This is a genomic window from Streptomyces sp. NPDC102274 (assembly GCF_044766385.1).
Taxonomy (GTDB): domain Bacteria; phylum Actinomycetota; class Actinomycetes; order Streptomycetales; family Streptomycetaceae; genus Streptomyces.
In genome coordinates this window covers 53,424-67,911 of the sequence record NZ_JBIWLW010000037.1, presented here as the reverse complement: position 1 = coordinate 67,911, position 14,488 = coordinate 53,424, and the positions used below count along the sequence as shown (strand labels likewise).

The following is a 14,488-nucleotide window of genomic DNA, read 5'->3' as shown; positions in this document are numbered from 1 at the left end:
GCACGCGCCGGGGCATCGTCATGTCACCGGTCGTGTCACTCGGTCGTGCCGCCTGGTCGTGTCACAGGGCGGGGCGTGCGGGCGGCGGGGGGCGCCGTGGAGCCCCGGACCACCAGCGTGACCGGGAGGTCGCCGGTCTCCGGCCGGCGACCGTCCAGGACCGCAAGCAGGGCCGACATCCCGCGCTCGCCCACCCGTTCGGCGGGCAGCCGTACCGTCGTCAGCTCCGGCTCGACCGCCGTCGCGAGCGCCAGATCGTCGAAGCCGCTGACCGAGATGTCCTCCGGCACCCGCAGACCGAGCCGCCGTACGGCCTTGCAGGCGCCCGCGGCCAGGATGTCGTCGTCGCACACCAGCGCCGTCGGCCGGGGCCCGGGGCGGGTGAGGGCGCGCTCGGTGGCCACCCGCGCGGCGTCCACCTCCAGCGGCGCGGAGACCGTGCCCAGGACGGCGTCGGGCACCTCCCGTACCGTCTCGGCCAGTGCCGCGGCCCTTACGTCGAAGGTCCAGGAGGCGACGGCGGAGGAGAGATGGACCAGCCGCCGGTGGCCAAGGGCCAGCAGATGCCCGGCGATCTGCCGCATGCCGTCGGCGATGTCGAGATTCACCCGAGCGGCGGCTCCGGGCGCCGCCGGATCGCTGTCGAGCATCACCAGCGGCAGATCCGAGCCGTCCGAGCCGCGGATCGCGTCCAGCGCGCCGGTCGCCATCGAGGAGGCGATCACCCCGTCCAGCGCGGCCCGTGCCGAGGCGAAGGGGTCCTTGGCGGGGCCGACCCCGGCCGGTGAGGGGTAGAGGACGACTCCGAAACCGTGCTCCGCCGCGACCCCGGCCGCTCCCGTGTAGACACGGGCGAAGAACTCGTTGGTGAGCGCGGGAACGACCAGGAGCGCGGTTCTGGTGGTGCCGAGCCGCAGATTGCGGGCCGCGAGATTGGGCCGATAGCCCAGGGCGCGCGCGGCGTCCCGCACCAGCCCGGCGGTCCGCTCCGAGACCCTGCCCCGCCACTTGTCGCCGAGGACGAGGGAGACCGTGGCCTGGGACACGCCCGCGGCGCGCGCCACGTCCTTGCTGGTGGGCCTGGCGGACTGCTCTGTCATGACTGCCGTTCTCCGTCGCGCGGTAAGGATCGCGGTGGACCCGCGGACTGCGCACATGGTACGTATGGCGCTGCACGTTATACGTAAAACCCCGGACGGGACCGGAACGGACCGGCGCCGCGCGGTACGGGGACGAGCTGAGGGAATGAGGGGGCGACATGGCCACGGGGTATCTCGACATACTCAAGGCACCGCACGCCGCACGGCTGCTCACCGGCACGCTGGTGGGCCGCCTGCCGAACGCCACGGGCCATATCGCGATCGTCCTGTTCATCCGCGCAGAGGGCGGCAGCTACACCCTGGCCGGGGTGTTCGCGGCGCTCTACGGCATCGCCACGGCTGTCGGCCAGCCCTTGCTGGGCCGGGCCGTGGACCTGTTCGGCCAGCCCCGCGTACAGCTCCCCGCGGCGCTGGTCTCTGCCCTCGGCATGGTGCTCTTCGCGGCCGTCGGAACGGGCGCGCCGGCCCTCGCGTACCCGGCCGTGGCGATCGCGGGCCTCTTCACCCCGCCGCTGGAGGGCGGGCTCAGGGCGCTGTGGCCGAGTGTGCTGGGCAGCGAGGACCGGGTGCACCGGGCGTACGCCATGGACGCCGTGGCCCAGGAGGTCATGTTCACGATCGGCCCGCTCTTCGTCACCCTGCTGGTCGCGCTCTGGTCCCCGGGCGCCGCGCTGCTCGTCATCAACGTCATCGGCGTGCTCGGCGCGCTCTGCGTCGTCCTGTCCGAGCCCTCCCGGGCCTGGCGCTCCGCGCCCCGTGAGGCGCACTGGCTCGGCGCCCTGCGCTCGCCGGGGCTGCTCGCCCTGCTCGGCGCGTTCCTCTTCATCGGCATGGCCCTCGGCTCCATCACCGTCGCGGGCGTCGCCTACGCCGACGACCACGGCGACGAGTCCGTGTACGGCTGGCTGATGGCCGCTCTCGGTCTCGGGGCGCTGATCGGTGGCGCGGTGTACGGATCGCGGCAGTGGGCCGGGGTCCACGAGCGCCGTCTGCGGGGCATCGTCGCCCTGCTGGCCCTCTGCTATCTGCCGCTGACGCTCACCCCCGGTGTGGTCGCGATGACCGCGCTGTCCGCCCTCGCCGGTGTCTTTCTGGCGCCGGCGCTGGCCTGTGCCTTCATGGTCGTCGACCGGCACGCCCCGCGCGGCACGGTCACCGAGGCGTTCTCCTGGCTCGTCACCACGTTCGGCGTCGGCGCCGCGCTCGGCACCGCCGCCGCGGGCCCCGCCGTGGAGCTCGGCGGCACCGCGGCGGGCTTCGCCGTGGCGGGTGCCGGCGGCATCGCAGCGCTACTGGTACTGCTGGCCACCCAGCGGGTCCTCAAGGCTCCCACCGGCCCTTCGGATGCCACCATCCGGACGGAAAATGATCGAAGCGGTGCGGTCCAACCCGGTTTCAGCTCTGGCCATCAGGCGTAATGTTCAGACATGGACCGCCGCATTTTCGGGCTGGAGAACGAGTACGGCGTCACGTGCACGTTCAGGGGACAGCGCCGACTGTCACCTGACGAAGTGGCGCGCTACCTCTTCCGCCGTGTTGTCTCATGGGGCCGCAGCAGCAATGTCTTCCTGCGGAACGGCGCCCGTCTCTACCTCGACGTGGGTTCGCATCCGGAATACGCAACTCCCGAATGCGACAACATCTCCGAGCTGGTCACGCACGACAAGGCGGGCGAGCGCATTCTGGAGGGGCTGCTCGTCGACGCCGAACGCCGCCTGCACGAGGAGGGAATCGCGGGCGACGTCTATCTCTTCAAGAACAACACCGATTCTGCGGGAAACTCCTACGGCTGCCACGAGAACTATCTCGTCGCCCGCCACGGGGAGTTCTCCCGGCTCGCGGACATCCTCATCCCCTTCCTCGTCACCCGTCAGCTGCTCTGCGGCGCCGGCAAGGTACTCCAGACCCCGCGGGGTGCGGTCTACTGCGTCAGCCAGCGCGCCGAGCACATCTGGGAGGGTGTCAGCTCCGCCACCACCCGTTCCCGTCCGATCATCAACACCCGTGACGAACCGCACGCGGACGCGGAGCGCTACCGCAGGCTCCATGTCATCGTCGGCGACTCGAACATGTCCGAGACGACCATGCTGCTCAAGGTCGGTGCCACCGATCTCGTGCTGCGCATGATCGAGGCGGGCACGGTGATGCGCGATCTGACCCTGGAGAACCCGATCCGGGCGATCCGTGAGGTCAGCCATGACCTCACCGGCCAGCGCAAGGTACGCCTGGCGAGCGGTCGCGAGGCCTCCGCCCTGGAGGTCCAGCGCGAGTACTACGAGAAGGCCGTCGACTTCGTGGAGCGCCGGGGCATCCGCACCGGCACCGTCGAGCAGGTCCTGGAACTCTGGGGCCGCACGCTCGACGCGATCGAGGCCGAGGATCTCGACCGTATCGGCACCGAGATCGACTGGGTCATGAAGTACCAGCTCATCGAGCGGTACCGGGCCAAGCACAATATGACGATGTCGCATCCGAGGGTCGCTCAGATAGACCTCGCCTATCACGACATCCACCGCCGCCGTGGTCTCTACTACCTGCTGGAGAAGAGGGGCCAGGCCGCCCGTATCTGCAACGACATGAAGATCTTCGAGGGCAAGTCGGTGCCCCCGCAGACCACCAGGGCGCGGCTGCGCGGCGACTTCATCCGCCGTGCCCAGGAACAGCGCAGGGACTTCACCGTCGACTGGGTGCATCTCAAGCTCAATGACCAGGCACAGCGCACGGTGCTCTGCAAAGACCCGTTCCGCTCGGTGGACGAGCGTGTGGAGAAACTGATCGCCGGTATGTGAGCGGGCCGGGGACACACGCATTGGTGGAATGCGCGGAAGGCCTCGTACGTATCGCGTACGGGGCCCTCGGCACGCCCTAAGGGCTGTCCCGTAATCCCTGGCGGGCTCGCGACGACGGATGCGGCACCTCGCCGCGTTGTCGGAACGCCCCCATACGCCCAGTATGGGGACGCTCCTCCGCCTTGCGATGTACCGCATCCGACGCCGCTCGCTGACCCGCCACGGATTACGGGACAGCCCTTAGAGTGGCGGGCAACTACTGTGCCGTCTGAGATCTGAGGAACACGTGCGCCGACTTGCCGGCCTCATCGTCGTCCCGTTGCTGCTGTTGTCGACAGCGGCCTGTGGCAGCGATGGAGGCTCCGACTCCACCTCGTCCAAGAACGGGCTTCCCGCGATCAGCTCGGGTGCCAAGTTCGGTCAGAAGCCGACCCTCGACAAGGGGGAGGGCACGCCGCCCAAGGAGCTGAAGACCGATGTCCTCAGCAAGGGTGACGGAGCGACGGTCAAAAAGGGCGATGCGATCCAGGTCAACTATCTGGGCCAGAGCTGGGACTCCGACAAGCCGTTCGACAACAGCTTCGACCGTAAGCAGCCGTTCGATCTGACCGTCGGGGCCGGCATGGTCATCAAGGGCTGGGACCAGGGTCTGGAAGGCCAGAAGGTCGGCAGCCGTGTCGAACTGAGCATCCCGCCGGAGCTGGGCTACGGCGCCCAGGGCCAGGGCGACATCAAGCCCAACTCCACGCTGGTCTTCGTCGTCGACATCCTGAAGGCCACCCAGGTCCCGGTCTCCGCCAAGGGGACCGCGGTCGCGCAGGACAACATCGACCTGCCCAAGGTCGGGACGAACGACAACGGCAAGGAGCCGACCGTCACCGTCCCGAAGAGCGACCCGCCCAAGAAGCTGGTCTCCAATTACGTGCTGGAGAGCGACGGCGAGGCCGTCAAGGACTCGGACACCGTCGTGCTGAACTACGCGGCGTACATCTGGAAGGACCGCAAGCAGTTCGACAGCACGTACAAGACCGGCCGCACGCAGACCTTCCCGCTGCCGCAGCTCACGCTGAAGGGCCTCAAGACGGGCATCGTCGGCAAGAAGGTGGGCAGCCGGGTCCTCATCGTGATCCCGCCGGACCAGGCCTTCGGCAACCAGGAGCAGCAGGGCATCCCGAAGAACTCCACGCTGGTCTTCGCGGTGGACATCCTGGCGAAGGTGTAAGACTGTCCCGGTTGCCCCGTTCATCATTTAGAGGAGCAGTTCAGTGAGCATCGACAAGCCCGAGGTCGACTTCCCGGGTGGCGAGCCGCCGGCCGATCTGGAGATCAAGGACATCATCGAAGGCGACGGCGCGGTGGCCAAGGCGGGCGACTCCGTGTCCGTCCACTACGTGGGTGTGGCGTTCTCCACCGGTGAGGAGTTCGACTCCTCGTGGAACCGCGGTACCCCGCTCCAGTTCCAGCTCGGCGCCGGCCAGGTCATCAAGGGCTGGGACGAGGGCGTGCAGGGCATGAAGGTCGGCGGCCGTCGCCAGCTGATCATCCCCTCGCACCTGGCGTACGGCGAGCGCGGCGCCGGCGGCGGCCGTATCGCCCCCGGTGAGGCGCTGATCTTCGTCTGCGACCTGGTCGCTGTCTGATCACATCCGGACACCCGAGGGCCCATGCTGTCCGGCATGGGCCCTCGGCTTTTACCGCGACACCCTGGGGCGGTACGGTCAGCGGGGTGAGCGCGACACGATCAAAGCGCGGCACGATCAAGAGGGGTGCGAGGCGTCGATGGCCATTGCCAAGGCCGAGCGGCTGATGAATCTGGCGCTGTGTCTGCTCGGGACCCGGCGTCCGCTCAGCAAGCGTGAGCTGAGGGGCTCCATCGAGGCCTATCTGGAGGCCGGTACCGACGACTCGTTCAACCGGATGTTCGAGCGGGACAAGGACGATCTGCGCGAACTCGGACTGGTCATCGAGACGGTGGAGAACCTCGACGGCGACACCGGCTATCTCGCCCGGCGAGACAGCAACCGGCTGCCCGCCATCACCCTCGACGCCGAGGAGGCCGCCGCCCTCGGTCTCGCCGCCAAGGTCTGGCAGCAGGCGCGGCTGGCCGGCGCGGCGAGCGGCGCCCTGCAGAAGCTGCGCGCCGCCGGGATGCCGGAGGCGGAGGACACCTACGAGGCGCACCACGGCGCGCTCGAACCGCGTATCCCCGTCCACGAGGCCGCCTTCGAACCGCTGATGCTCGCCTGCCGGGACCGGCGTCCCGTCGCCTTCGACTACCGCAAGGCCACCGCCGCCCGCCCGGAGCAGCGCCAGGTCGAGCCATGGACGCTGGAGTGCTGGCGCGGCCACTGGTATCTGGCCGGCTGGGACCGGGACCGCGGCGCCGAGCGGGTCTTCCGGCTCTCCCGGATCACCGGCCGGGTCCGCTCCCGCGCGGGCGTCTTCAGCGCGCCCGTACCGGATGTCGTCACCGTACGGGAGACCGTCGAGACCTGGGCGGGGGAGACCGCGACCCGCTCCGCGCTGATCAAGCTGCGCTCCGGGTGCGGCTATCCGCTGCGCGCCAAGGCGCTGTCGTCACGGGAACTGGGCGACGGCTGGGACGAACTGGAGGTCCCGTACGGGCACGGGCTGGACGCCTGGCTGGTGGAGTTCGGCCCGGACGTGGTCGTACTGGAGCCCGCGGATCTGCGGGCCGACGTCCTGGACCGGCTGCGCGCCGTGGCCAAGGGCTGAGGGGGACTCGTACAACCATGGCAGCCAACGCCATCGACCAGACCCGGCGGATGCTCTCGCTGGTGACCTATCTGCGGGAGCGCCCCGGCGCGCATGTCAGCGATGTCGCGCGCGCCTTCGGCATCACCGAGGACGAGCTGATCTCCGACCTCGATGTGCTGCCCATGTGCGGCACCAGCTTCCGCGGCGGCGATCTGCTCGACATCGACACCGACGGCGACCGCATCTGGTGGCACAACCCCGACGATGTCGCCGAGCCGCTGCGGCTCGCCGCCGACGAGGCGACGGCGCTGCTCGTCGCCGCCCGCGCCGTCGCCACCCTCCCGGGGCTGCGCGAGGGCGACCGGCAGGCGCTGCTGCGCGCCACCGCCAAGCTGGAGACCGCCGCCGGTGAGGTCGCGGGGGCCAGCTCCCGGCTCTCGGTGACCTTCGAGTCCGAGGGCGGGGTGTTCGCCGAGGTCGACCGGGCCATCTCGGAGCGTCGCCGGCTGTGGCTGCGCTACTACTCCCCGGCGCGTGACGAGCTGACGGAGCGCGAGGTCGACCCGATCCGGCTGTTCGCCGTGGGGCACACCTATATGGAGGCATGGTGCCGGCTCTCCGAGGCGCGGCGTACGTTCCGCCTCGACCGGGTCGCCGAGATCAAACTGCTCGACGCGCCGGCCGCGCCTCCGGAGCTGGAGCTGAGGGATCTGTCGGAAGGGCTGGTGCAGCCCGCGGCCGAGGACCCCGAGGTGGTGATCGAGGTCGGGCCCGGCGGCCGGTGGGTGGCGGAGTACTACCCGCACGACAGCGCGGTCGAACTCCCCGACGGCGGGCTGCGGATCACTCTGCGTACCCCCGCTCCCGCCTCGCTCAGACGGCTGGCGCTGCGGCTCGGCGGGGACGGACGGATCGTCTCCCCGCGGGAGCTGGCGGACAGCGCGCGGCTGGCGGCGGGCGAGGCCCTCGCGGCCTACGACGACCACCGGTGAACGGCTGAGGACGAGGACAAGGAGAACCACGCGCAATGTCGACCATAGCTGGGCTGTCCGGACTTTCGACGGTCGTTCCGGTCCTCTTCAGGGCGGCCTGTCCCGAGTGCCGCGCCCGCTTCGAACTCTCCGCGGGCGCCCTGCGCCTGGCGATCGGCGCCAGCGCGAAGACCACCTTCTACTCCTTCACCTGCCCCGAATGCGAGGCCATGGTGCGCAAGCCCGCCGGGGAGCGCATCGTGGAACTCCTCACCGGCGGCGGGGTACGCACCCTTCGCCTCCACTCCACTCCCTGAATCGCCCCCGCATCACTCCCCTGAACCCACTTCCTGGAACGGTCTAGGCTCTGCCCATGTTCTGGCCCATGCTCGCCATCGCCCTGGGTTTCTGTGGTATTGCCGTGCTCGGTGTGCTGGCCGTCCGCGTCTTCGTGGAAGCCCAGCGGCTCGGCCGCCAGGTCGCCGCCACCACGGAGACGATCAACCGGGCCGCCGAGGATCTGGAGCGCGCGGCCACCCGGCTGGCCGCCACAGGTGAGACCTTGAGGTAGCGACGGAGGTGGTGACGCCCCCTGCTCACCAGCGAAATAGCGGGGTACGCTGCTGAGCGCGGCCCTGGCAGCGAGGCGCGGGCCGCCGACGGAAGTACGCACAGGGATTGCCCCGTGTTCACCCCTGCGCGTTACGATCGCTGCGCAACCACGTCGGACACACGTCCGGCCGAATCTGCGCAGGCCCCTCCCATGCCGCCTCGGTGAGAAGGTAAAAGCTTATGTTCGGAAGGCTCGGTCCCACCGAGATCATTCTCATCCTCGTCGTGATCGTCCTGCTGTTCGGCGCGAAGAAGCTTCCGGACATGGCGCGTTCGCTCGGCAAGTCGGCGCGCATCCTCAAGAGCGAGGCCAAGGCGATGAAGTCAGAGGGCCAGCAGACGGCCCCGGCGGAGCCGAAGGGCGACGAGACCGCCCAGGACCACGTCGTGCCGCGTACGATCCAGGCCGCGCCCGGTGACGTGACCAGCGCGCGTCCGGTGACCGAGCCGACGGACTCGACCACCAAGCGCTGAGACCTGGGCCGAAGCGGGTGCCGCTGCCGCGGGCCGCCCGCCGCACGAGATGAGGACGTGGGTTGCTTAAGTCTGCCCGCAAGAAGGAGACCGATCCCGAGGGGCGGATGCCTCTGGTGGAGCACCTGCGTGAGCTGCGCAACCGGCTCGCCAAGGCGCTGGTGGCGATCGTCGTCGTGACGCTCGTCTCCGCGTTCTTCTACAAGGACATCATCGAGTTCTTCACCGACCCCATCCTGAAGTCGGTCGGTTGCGAAGCGAGCTTCACGGATCTAGCCAAGCAGCAGGGCGGCCCCTGTGCCCGCATTGTCCTGAACGGTCTGCTGACGCCCTTCACCCTCGCGCTCAAGGTCTCCTTGACGGCCGGTGTCGTGGTCTCCTCACCGATCTGGCTCTACCAGCTGTGGGCCTTCGTCGCCCCGGGGCTGCACAAGGCGGAGAAGAAGTACTCGCTCGCCTTCGTGGCGGCGGGCTTCCCGCTCTTCCTGGCCGGCGGCTTCTTCGCGTACAAGACGCTGCCGACGATGGCGGTCGTCCTGCTGGACTTCTCGCCCGCCAACCTGGACAACCAGCTTCCGCTCGACGACCTGCTCGATCTGATCACCCGCATGGTCGTCGTCTTCGGTCTCGCCTTCGAGCTGCCCCTGCTGCTGGTGATGCTCAACCTCGGCGGGGTCATCACCGGCAAGCGGATGGCCGGCTGGTGGCGCGGCATGATCATGGGCATCACGGTCTTCGCCGCGGTGGCCACGCCCAGCACCGACCCGCTGACCATGATGGGCCTGGCCGTGCCGATCTGGGTGCTGTACTTCGTCGCCACGGCGATCTCGCTCCTGAACGACCGCCGCAAGACGCGGCGCGACGCCATGGGACCCTCCGACGACGAGGCCTCGGATCTGGATCTGACCCCGGAGGCCGTCGGGGAGATCGAACCCGTCACGACGCCGCCCGCTCTTCCCGGACAGTCGGACAGCGGCGGTACGAAGCGACTGAACGGTTACGACGACGTCACCTGACCTCGCGGGGTCCGCCGGGCGAGCGGCGAGATCACCCCGCTCGTTCAATCCCACCGCGGCGAGCGGCCGGGGCGCGCATACCGCGCGGCCGGCCGCTTCCGCGTTCCTGGACACGGGAGCGCGACCGCGCCATCCCCGGGTGCCCGCGCTCCCTATGGCGCGGATCACGCACGCCCTGTCGGGGCTGTCCAAGGGCGATTAAAGATCGGGCTGACTGTCAGAGGTGGCGGGTAGGCTCGACTTCAAGATGACTGAGGACCTCTCACCAGCCGAGCGCTACGCCGCTTCCCGGATCCGCGCCGTCGAGCAGGCCACGGCGCTCGCTCCCTTCCGCGAGATGTACGACTTCGGTCTGGATCCTTTCCAGATCGAGGCATGCCAGGCCCTGGAGGCGGGAAAGGGCGTGCTGGTCGCCGCGCCCACCGGCTCGGGCAAGACGATCGTCGGCGAGTTCGCCGTGCACCTGGCTCTGGCCGAGGGCCGCAAGTGCTTCTACACCACGCCCATCAAGGCGCTCTCCAACCAGAAGTACGCCGATCTGGCCAAGCGCTACGGCGCCGCCAAGGTCGGCCTGCTGACCGGGGACAACAGCGTCAACGCGGACGCTCCGGTGGTTGTCATGACCACCGAGGTGCTGCGCAACATGCTCTACGCGGGCTCCCAGGCCCTCACCGGGCTCGGCTATGTGGTGATGGACGAGGTGCACTACCTCTCCGACCGCTTCCGGGGCGCCGTCTGGGAAGAGGTGATCATCCATCTCCCCGAGTCGGTCACGCTGGTCTCGCTCTCGGCGACGGTCTCCAACGCCGAGGAGTTCGGTGACTGGCTGGACACCGTCCGTGGTGACACGGAAGTGATCGTCTCCGAGCACCGGCCCGTGCCGCTCTGGCAGCATGTGATGGCCGGGCGCCGGTTGTACGACCTCTTCGAGGAGGAGACCGACCACGGCGGCCGTGGCGCGGGCAAGCGCGAGGTCAGCCCGGATCTGGTCCGGCTGGCCCGGATGGAGAACCAGCGCACGTACAACCCGCGTGAACGCCGGCGCGGGAAGATGATCCGCGAGGCGGACCGGGAGCGCGAGCGCCGCCAGCGCTCCCGGATCTGGACGCCCGGCAGACCCGAGGTCATCGAGCGCCTCGATGCCGAGGGGCTGCTGCCCGCGATCACCTTCATCTTCAGCCGGGCCGGCTGCGAGGCCGCCGTACAGCAGTGCATGTACGCGGGGCTGCGGCTCAACAACGACGAGGCGCGGCGGCGGGTCCGCGAGATCGTCGAGGAGCGCACGGCCTCGATCCCCGGTGAGGACCTCCATGTCCTCGGCTACTACGAGTGGCTGGAGGGCCTGGAGCGTGGCATCGCCGCGCACCACGCCGGGATGCTGCCGACCTTCAAGGAGGTCGTGGAGGAGCTGTTCGTCCGCGGTCTGGTCAAGGCGGTCTTCGCCACCGAGACCCTGGCGCTCGGCATCAATATGCCGGCCAGGTCCGTGGTGCTGGAGAAGCTCGTCAAGTGGAACGGCGAGCAGCACGCCGACATCACCCCCGGTGAGTACACGCAGCTGACCGGGCGGGCGGGGCGGCGCGGGATCGATATCGAGGGCCACGCCGTGGTGCTCTGGCAGCGAGGTATGGACCCGGGCGCGCTGGCCGGGCTCGCCGGGACGCGGACCTATCCGCTGCGCTCCAGCTTCCGGCCCTCGTACAACATGGCCGTCAATCTCGTGCAGCAGTTCGGCAGGCACCGCTCGCGCGAGCTGCTGGAGACGTCCTTCGCCCAGTTCCAGGCCGACAAGTCGGTCGTCGGCATCTCCCGGCAGGTCCAGCGCAACGAGGAGGGGCTCGACGGCTACCGGGAGGGCATGACCTGCCATCTCGGGGACTTCGAGGAGTACGCGCGCATGCGGCGCGACCTCAAGGACCGTGAGACCGAGCTGGCCAAGCAGGGGGCCGCGCAGCGCCGGGCCGCCGCCGCCTCGTCGCTGGAGAAGCTCAAGCCGGGCGATGTCATTCATGTGCCGACCGGGAAGTTCTCCGGTCTCGCGCTGGTGCTCGACCCCGGGCTGCCGGCCGGACGCGCCAACGGCCACCGCGGGCTGGAATATCAGGACGGGCCACGTCCGCTCGTGCTGACCGCCGAGCGGCAGGTCAAGCGGCTGGCCTCGATGGACTTCCCGGTTCCGGTGGAGGCGCTGGAACGGATGCGCATCCCGAAGTCGTTCAACGCGCGCTCCCAGCAGTCGCGGCGCGATCTGGCGTCCGCGCTGCGTACGAAGGCCGGGCACATCGTGCCCGAGCGGCACCGCAAGCAGCGCGCCGCCGCCGCGGACGACCGGGAGATCGCCCGGCTCCGTACGGAGCTGCGCGCCCACCCCTGCCATGGCTGCGACGAGCGGGAGGACCACGCCCGCTGGGCCGAGCGCTACCACCGGCTCCAGCGGGACACCCGGCAGCTGGAGCGCAGGATCGAGGGTCGGACGAACACCATCGCCCGTACCTTCGACCGGATCGTCGCGCTCCTCACCGAGCTGGACTATCTGCGCGGGGACGAGGTCACGCAGCACGGAAGGCGGCTGGCCAGGCTCTACGGCGAGCTCGATCTCCTGGCGAGCGAGTGCCTGCGCGACCAGGTGTGGGAAGGGCTCTCCCCGGCCGAGCTGGCCGCCTGCGTCTCGGCGCTGGTGTACGAGGCCAGGCAGTCGGACGACGCGGTGGCGCCCAAGGTCCCCTCGGGCGCGGCGAAGGCCGCGCTGGGCGAGATGGTCCGTATCTGGGGCCGGCTCGACGCACTGGAGGAGGACCTGAAGATCAGTCAGGCGGAGGGCGTCGGACAGCGCGAGCCCGATCTCGGCTTCGCCTGGGCGGTCTATATGTGGGCCTCGGGCAAGGGGCTGGACGAGGTGCTGCGCGAGGCGGAGATGCCGGCCGGTGACTTCGTGCGCTGGTGCAAGCAGGTCATCGACGTGCTCGGCCAGATCGCGGCCGCCGCGCCGCGCGAGAACAGCACGGTCGCGAAGAACGCCCGCAAGGCGGTCGAGTCGGTGCTGCGCGGGGTGGTGGCGTACAGCTCGGTCGGCTGACGGCACACTGACGGCGGCATGCGTATGGGCCCCGCCAGGATCCCGGCGGGGCCCGTACGCGTTCGGGTCAGCGGGCCAGGTAGGCGCGCCAGCCGCCGTACGCGGTGATGTCGACGGCGTCCTCCAGGGCGGCCGGCTCACAGAGGAAGCCCGCGGCGGTGGTGGAGTCGGCCAACTCCACCCGTCCGATCCCCATGGGGCGGGGGAGCGCGGCGGCGAGCGCCCCGAGCCCCTCGGCCGGCAGCTCCCAGAGCTCGGCCTCGATCGCGGCCCCCGCCCGGCCGGGAGGCACACGGACGAGACCCGGTTTGGGCGGATCGGTGCGCAGGGCGTACAGGCGGTAGACCGGGGCGGTGGTGGTCGTACGGAGCAGCCTGGCCCCCAGCGCCAGTAGCCGCGGGTTGAGCGGCTCCCCGTCCAGATGCGCCCCGACGACGACCAGCGTGTGTCCGGCGGGGGCCGTGAGCAGTCCGGCGACGGCGGCCAGCCGGTCGTCCGTACCGGCTGGGCCGACGAGCATGACGCCGAAGGGGCGCCCGTCCACCTCGTCGCCGGGGACCGCGACAGCGGCCAGATCGAAGAGATTGGTGGAGTTGGTGAACCGGCCGAGCCGGGCATTGGCGCCCAGCGGATCGGCCGCCACCTCCGCGAGCGTCGGGTGGCCGGGAGCCGTGGGCAGAAGCAGCGCGTCCGCGTCCCCCAGCGCGGACATCGCAGCCGCGCGCAGGGCCGTGAGGCGCGCCTGGTCGGCGTAGAGCCGATGGGCCGGGATGTCACGGGCCCGGCGGATGATCCCGGCGACCGTGGGATCGAGACCGGCTTCGGTGTCGGCGTCAGGAGCCAGCTTGTCGATAAAGCTACCGACGGCGGTGTAGCGCTCGGCGACGAAGGCCCCCTCGTACAGCATGGGGGCGGCTTCCAGGAACGGCGTCGGATCGATGGGCACCAGCCGCGCCCCCGCCGCTTTGAGCCGGGCCGCCGCCGCCTCGTACGCCTTCGCCCAGCCGTCGTCCAGCGGACCGAGGTACGCGAGCGGCGGGACCGCCACCCGCCACGGGCCCGGCGTACGGTGCGGTGCCTCACGGCCGGGCGGTACGGACATGAGCGCGAGGGCGGAGCGGGCCTCGGGGAGCGTACGGGCGAAGACGCTGACGCAGTCGAGGCTCGCGCAGGCGGGCACCACCCCGGCGGTGGGCACCAGCCCCCGGGACGGCTTCAGCCCGACGATGCCGTTGAAGGCGGCGGGCACCCGGCCGGAGCCCGCGGTGTCCGTGCCCAGCGCCAGATCCACGAGTCCGAGCGCGACGGCGACGGCGGAACCGGAACTGGATCCTCCGGAGATCCGCTCAGGATCCCGGGCTCCCCGTACCGCACCGTACGGGGAGCGGGTCCCGACCAGACCCGTGGCGAACTGGTCCATGTTGGTCGTGCCGAGGACCAGCGCGCCGGCCTCCCTGAGCCGCGCCACGACGGGCGCGTCCCGCTCGGGGAAGTAGGCGTACGAAGGACAGCCGGCCGTGGTGGGAAGCCCGGCCACATCGATATTGCCCTTGACGGCCAGCAGCCTGCCGGCGAGCGGAAGCGGTTCCTCCGCGGAGGCGCGGCGCGCGTCGAGGGCGTGGGCCTCGGCCTCCACCTCGGCCTGTGGGCGCAGCGTGATCCAGATCTCGGGGCGGTCCACCCGCGCGATCCGCCGGTAGGCGGCGCGTACCCGGTCGACCGCGGAGAAGGA

The 14,488-nt window shown here is 70.3% G+C and carries 12 protein-coding genes and 1 pseudogene; 11 read left to right on the top strand and 2 right to left on the bottom strand.

Features of this window, described 5'->3' with window-relative positions:
• Positions 1–35: 35 nt before the first annotated feature.
• Positions 36–1,100: a LacI family DNA-binding transcriptional regulator gene (locus ACIRQP_RS34755; protein WP_403897561.1), complete on the bottom strand. Its 1,065-nt coding sequence runs from the start codon at positions 1,098–1,100 to the stop codon at positions 36–38.
• 158 nt (positions 1,101–1,258) lie between these two features.
• Here ACIRQP_RS34755 and ACIRQP_RS34750 point away from each other — a divergent pair, with 158 nt between their 5' ends.
• From ACIRQP_RS34750 to ACIRQP_RS34700, 11 genes are all read left to right on the top strand, one after another.
• A complete protein-coding gene (locus ACIRQP_RS34750; RefSeq protein WP_403897558.1) occupies positions 1,259–2,518 on the top strand; it encodes an MFS transporter in 1,260 nt (419 codons plus the stop codon).
• A gap of 9 nt (positions 2,519–2,527) precedes the next feature.
• Positions 2,528–3,889 carry a Pup--protein ligase gene (pafA, locus tag ACIRQP_RS34745; protein ID WP_403897556.1) on the top strand — a complete coding sequence of 454 codons (1,362 nt, stop codon included), beginning with the start codon at positions 2,528–2,530 and terminating at the stop codon, positions 3,887–3,889.
• Between the two features lie 286 nt (positions 3,890–4,175).
• The gene (locus ACIRQP_RS34740; protein WP_403897553.1) at positions 4,176–5,111 is read left to right on the top strand and encodes an FKBP-type peptidyl-prolyl cis-trans isomerase; all 936 of its coding nucleotides are present in this window, start codon (positions 4,176–4,178) and stop codon (positions 5,109–5,111) included.
• A gap of 43 nt (positions 5,112–5,154) precedes the next feature.
• Positions 5,155–5,529, top strand: coding sequence for an FKBP-type peptidyl-prolyl cis-trans isomerase (locus ACIRQP_RS34735; protein WP_403897550.1), 375 nt, complete (start codon positions 5,155–5,157; stop codon positions 5,527–5,529).
• Positions 5,530–5,668: 139 nt separating this feature from the next.
• On the top strand, positions 5,669–6,625 hold the full coding sequence (locus tag ACIRQP_RS34730; protein WP_403897549.1) for a helix-turn-helix transcriptional regulator: 957 nt from the start codon (positions 5,669–5,671) through the stop codon (positions 6,623–6,625).
• Positions 6,626–6,642: 17 nt separating this feature from the next.
• A complete protein-coding gene (locus ACIRQP_RS34725) occupies positions 6,643–7,599 on the top strand; it encodes a helix-turn-helix transcriptional regulator (protein ID WP_403897547.1) in 957 nt (318 codons plus the stop codon).
• A gap of 35 nt (positions 7,600–7,634) precedes the next feature.
• Positions 7,635–7,895 (top strand): hypothetical protein, encoded by a 261-nt coding sequence (locus tag ACIRQP_RS34720; protein ID WP_403897544.1) that lies wholly within the window; start codon positions 7,635–7,637, stop codon positions 7,893–7,895.
• A gap of 56 nt (positions 7,896–7,951) precedes the next feature.
• A complete protein-coding gene (locus ACIRQP_RS34715) occupies positions 7,952–8,149 on the top strand; it encodes a hypothetical protein (RefSeq protein WP_382520040.1) in 198 nt (65 codons plus the stop codon).
• A 221-nt stretch (positions 8,150–8,370) separates the two neighbouring features.
• On the top strand, positions 8,371–8,664 hold the full coding sequence (tatA, locus tag ACIRQP_RS34710; RefSeq protein WP_129772623.1) for a Sec-independent protein translocase subunit TatA: 294 nt from the start codon (positions 8,371–8,373) through the stop codon (positions 8,662–8,664).
• Between the two features lie 62 nt (positions 8,665–8,726).
• On the top strand, positions 8,727–9,680 hold the full coding sequence (gene tatC / locus ACIRQP_RS34705) for a twin-arginine translocase subunit TatC (protein WP_403897541.1): 954 nt from the start codon (positions 8,727–8,729) through the stop codon (positions 9,678–9,680).
• Between the two features lie 247 nt (positions 9,681–9,927).
• Complete coding sequence (locus tag ACIRQP_RS34700; protein ID WP_403897538.1) at positions 9,928–12,756, top strand: DEAD/DEAH box helicase; 2,829 nt, start codon at positions 9,928–9,930, stop codon at positions 12,754–12,756.
• A 67-nt stretch (positions 12,757–12,823) separates the two neighbouring features.
• Here ACIRQP_RS34700 and atzF read toward each other — a convergent pair.
• Positions 12,824–14,476 (bottom strand): annotated as a pseudogene (gene atzF, locus ACIRQP_RS34695) (allophanate hydrolase); the annotation flags it as partial.
• Between the last annotated feature and the right edge of the window lie 12 nt (positions 14,477–14,488).

What these genes read in the sequence shown, in the direction of transcription:
- tatA (WP_129772623.1), top strand. Translation starts at nt 8,371, where the DNA reads ATGTTCGGAAGGCTCGGTCCCACCGAGATCATTCTCATCCTCGTCGTG.
- ACIRQP_RS34715 (WP_382520040.1), top strand. Translation starts at nt 7,952, where the DNA reads ATGTTCTGGCCCATGCTCGCCATCGCCCTGGGTTTCTGTGGTATTGCC.
- ACIRQP_RS34730 (WP_403897549.1), top strand. Translation starts at nt 5,669, where the DNA reads ATGGCCATTGCCAAGGCCGAGCGGCTGATGAATCTGGCGCTGTGTCTG.
- ACIRQP_RS34720 (WP_403897544.1), top strand. Translation starts at nt 7,635, where the DNA reads ATGTCGACCATAGCTGGGCTGTCCGGACTTTCGACGGTCGTTCCGGTC.
- pafA (WP_403897556.1), top strand. Translation starts at nt 2,528, where the DNA reads ATGGACCGCCGCATTTTCGGGCTGGAGAACGAGTACGGCGTCACGTGC.
- ACIRQP_RS34725 (WP_403897547.1), top strand. Translation starts at nt 6,643, where the DNA reads ATGGCAGCCAACGCCATCGACCAGACCCGGCGGATGCTCTCGCTGGTG.
- ACIRQP_RS34700 (WP_403897538.1), top strand. Translation starts at nt 9,928, where the DNA reads ATGACTGAGGACCTCTCACCAGCCGAGCGCTACGCCGCTTCCCGGATC.
- ACIRQP_RS34750 (WP_403897558.1), top strand. Translation starts at nt 1,259, where the DNA reads ATGGCCACGGGGTATCTCGACATACTCAAGGCACCGCACGCCGCACGG.
- ACIRQP_RS34755 (WP_403897561.1), bottom strand. Translation starts at nt 1,100, where the DNA reads ATGACAGAGCAGTCCGCCAGGCCCACCAGCAAGGACGTGGCGCGCGCC.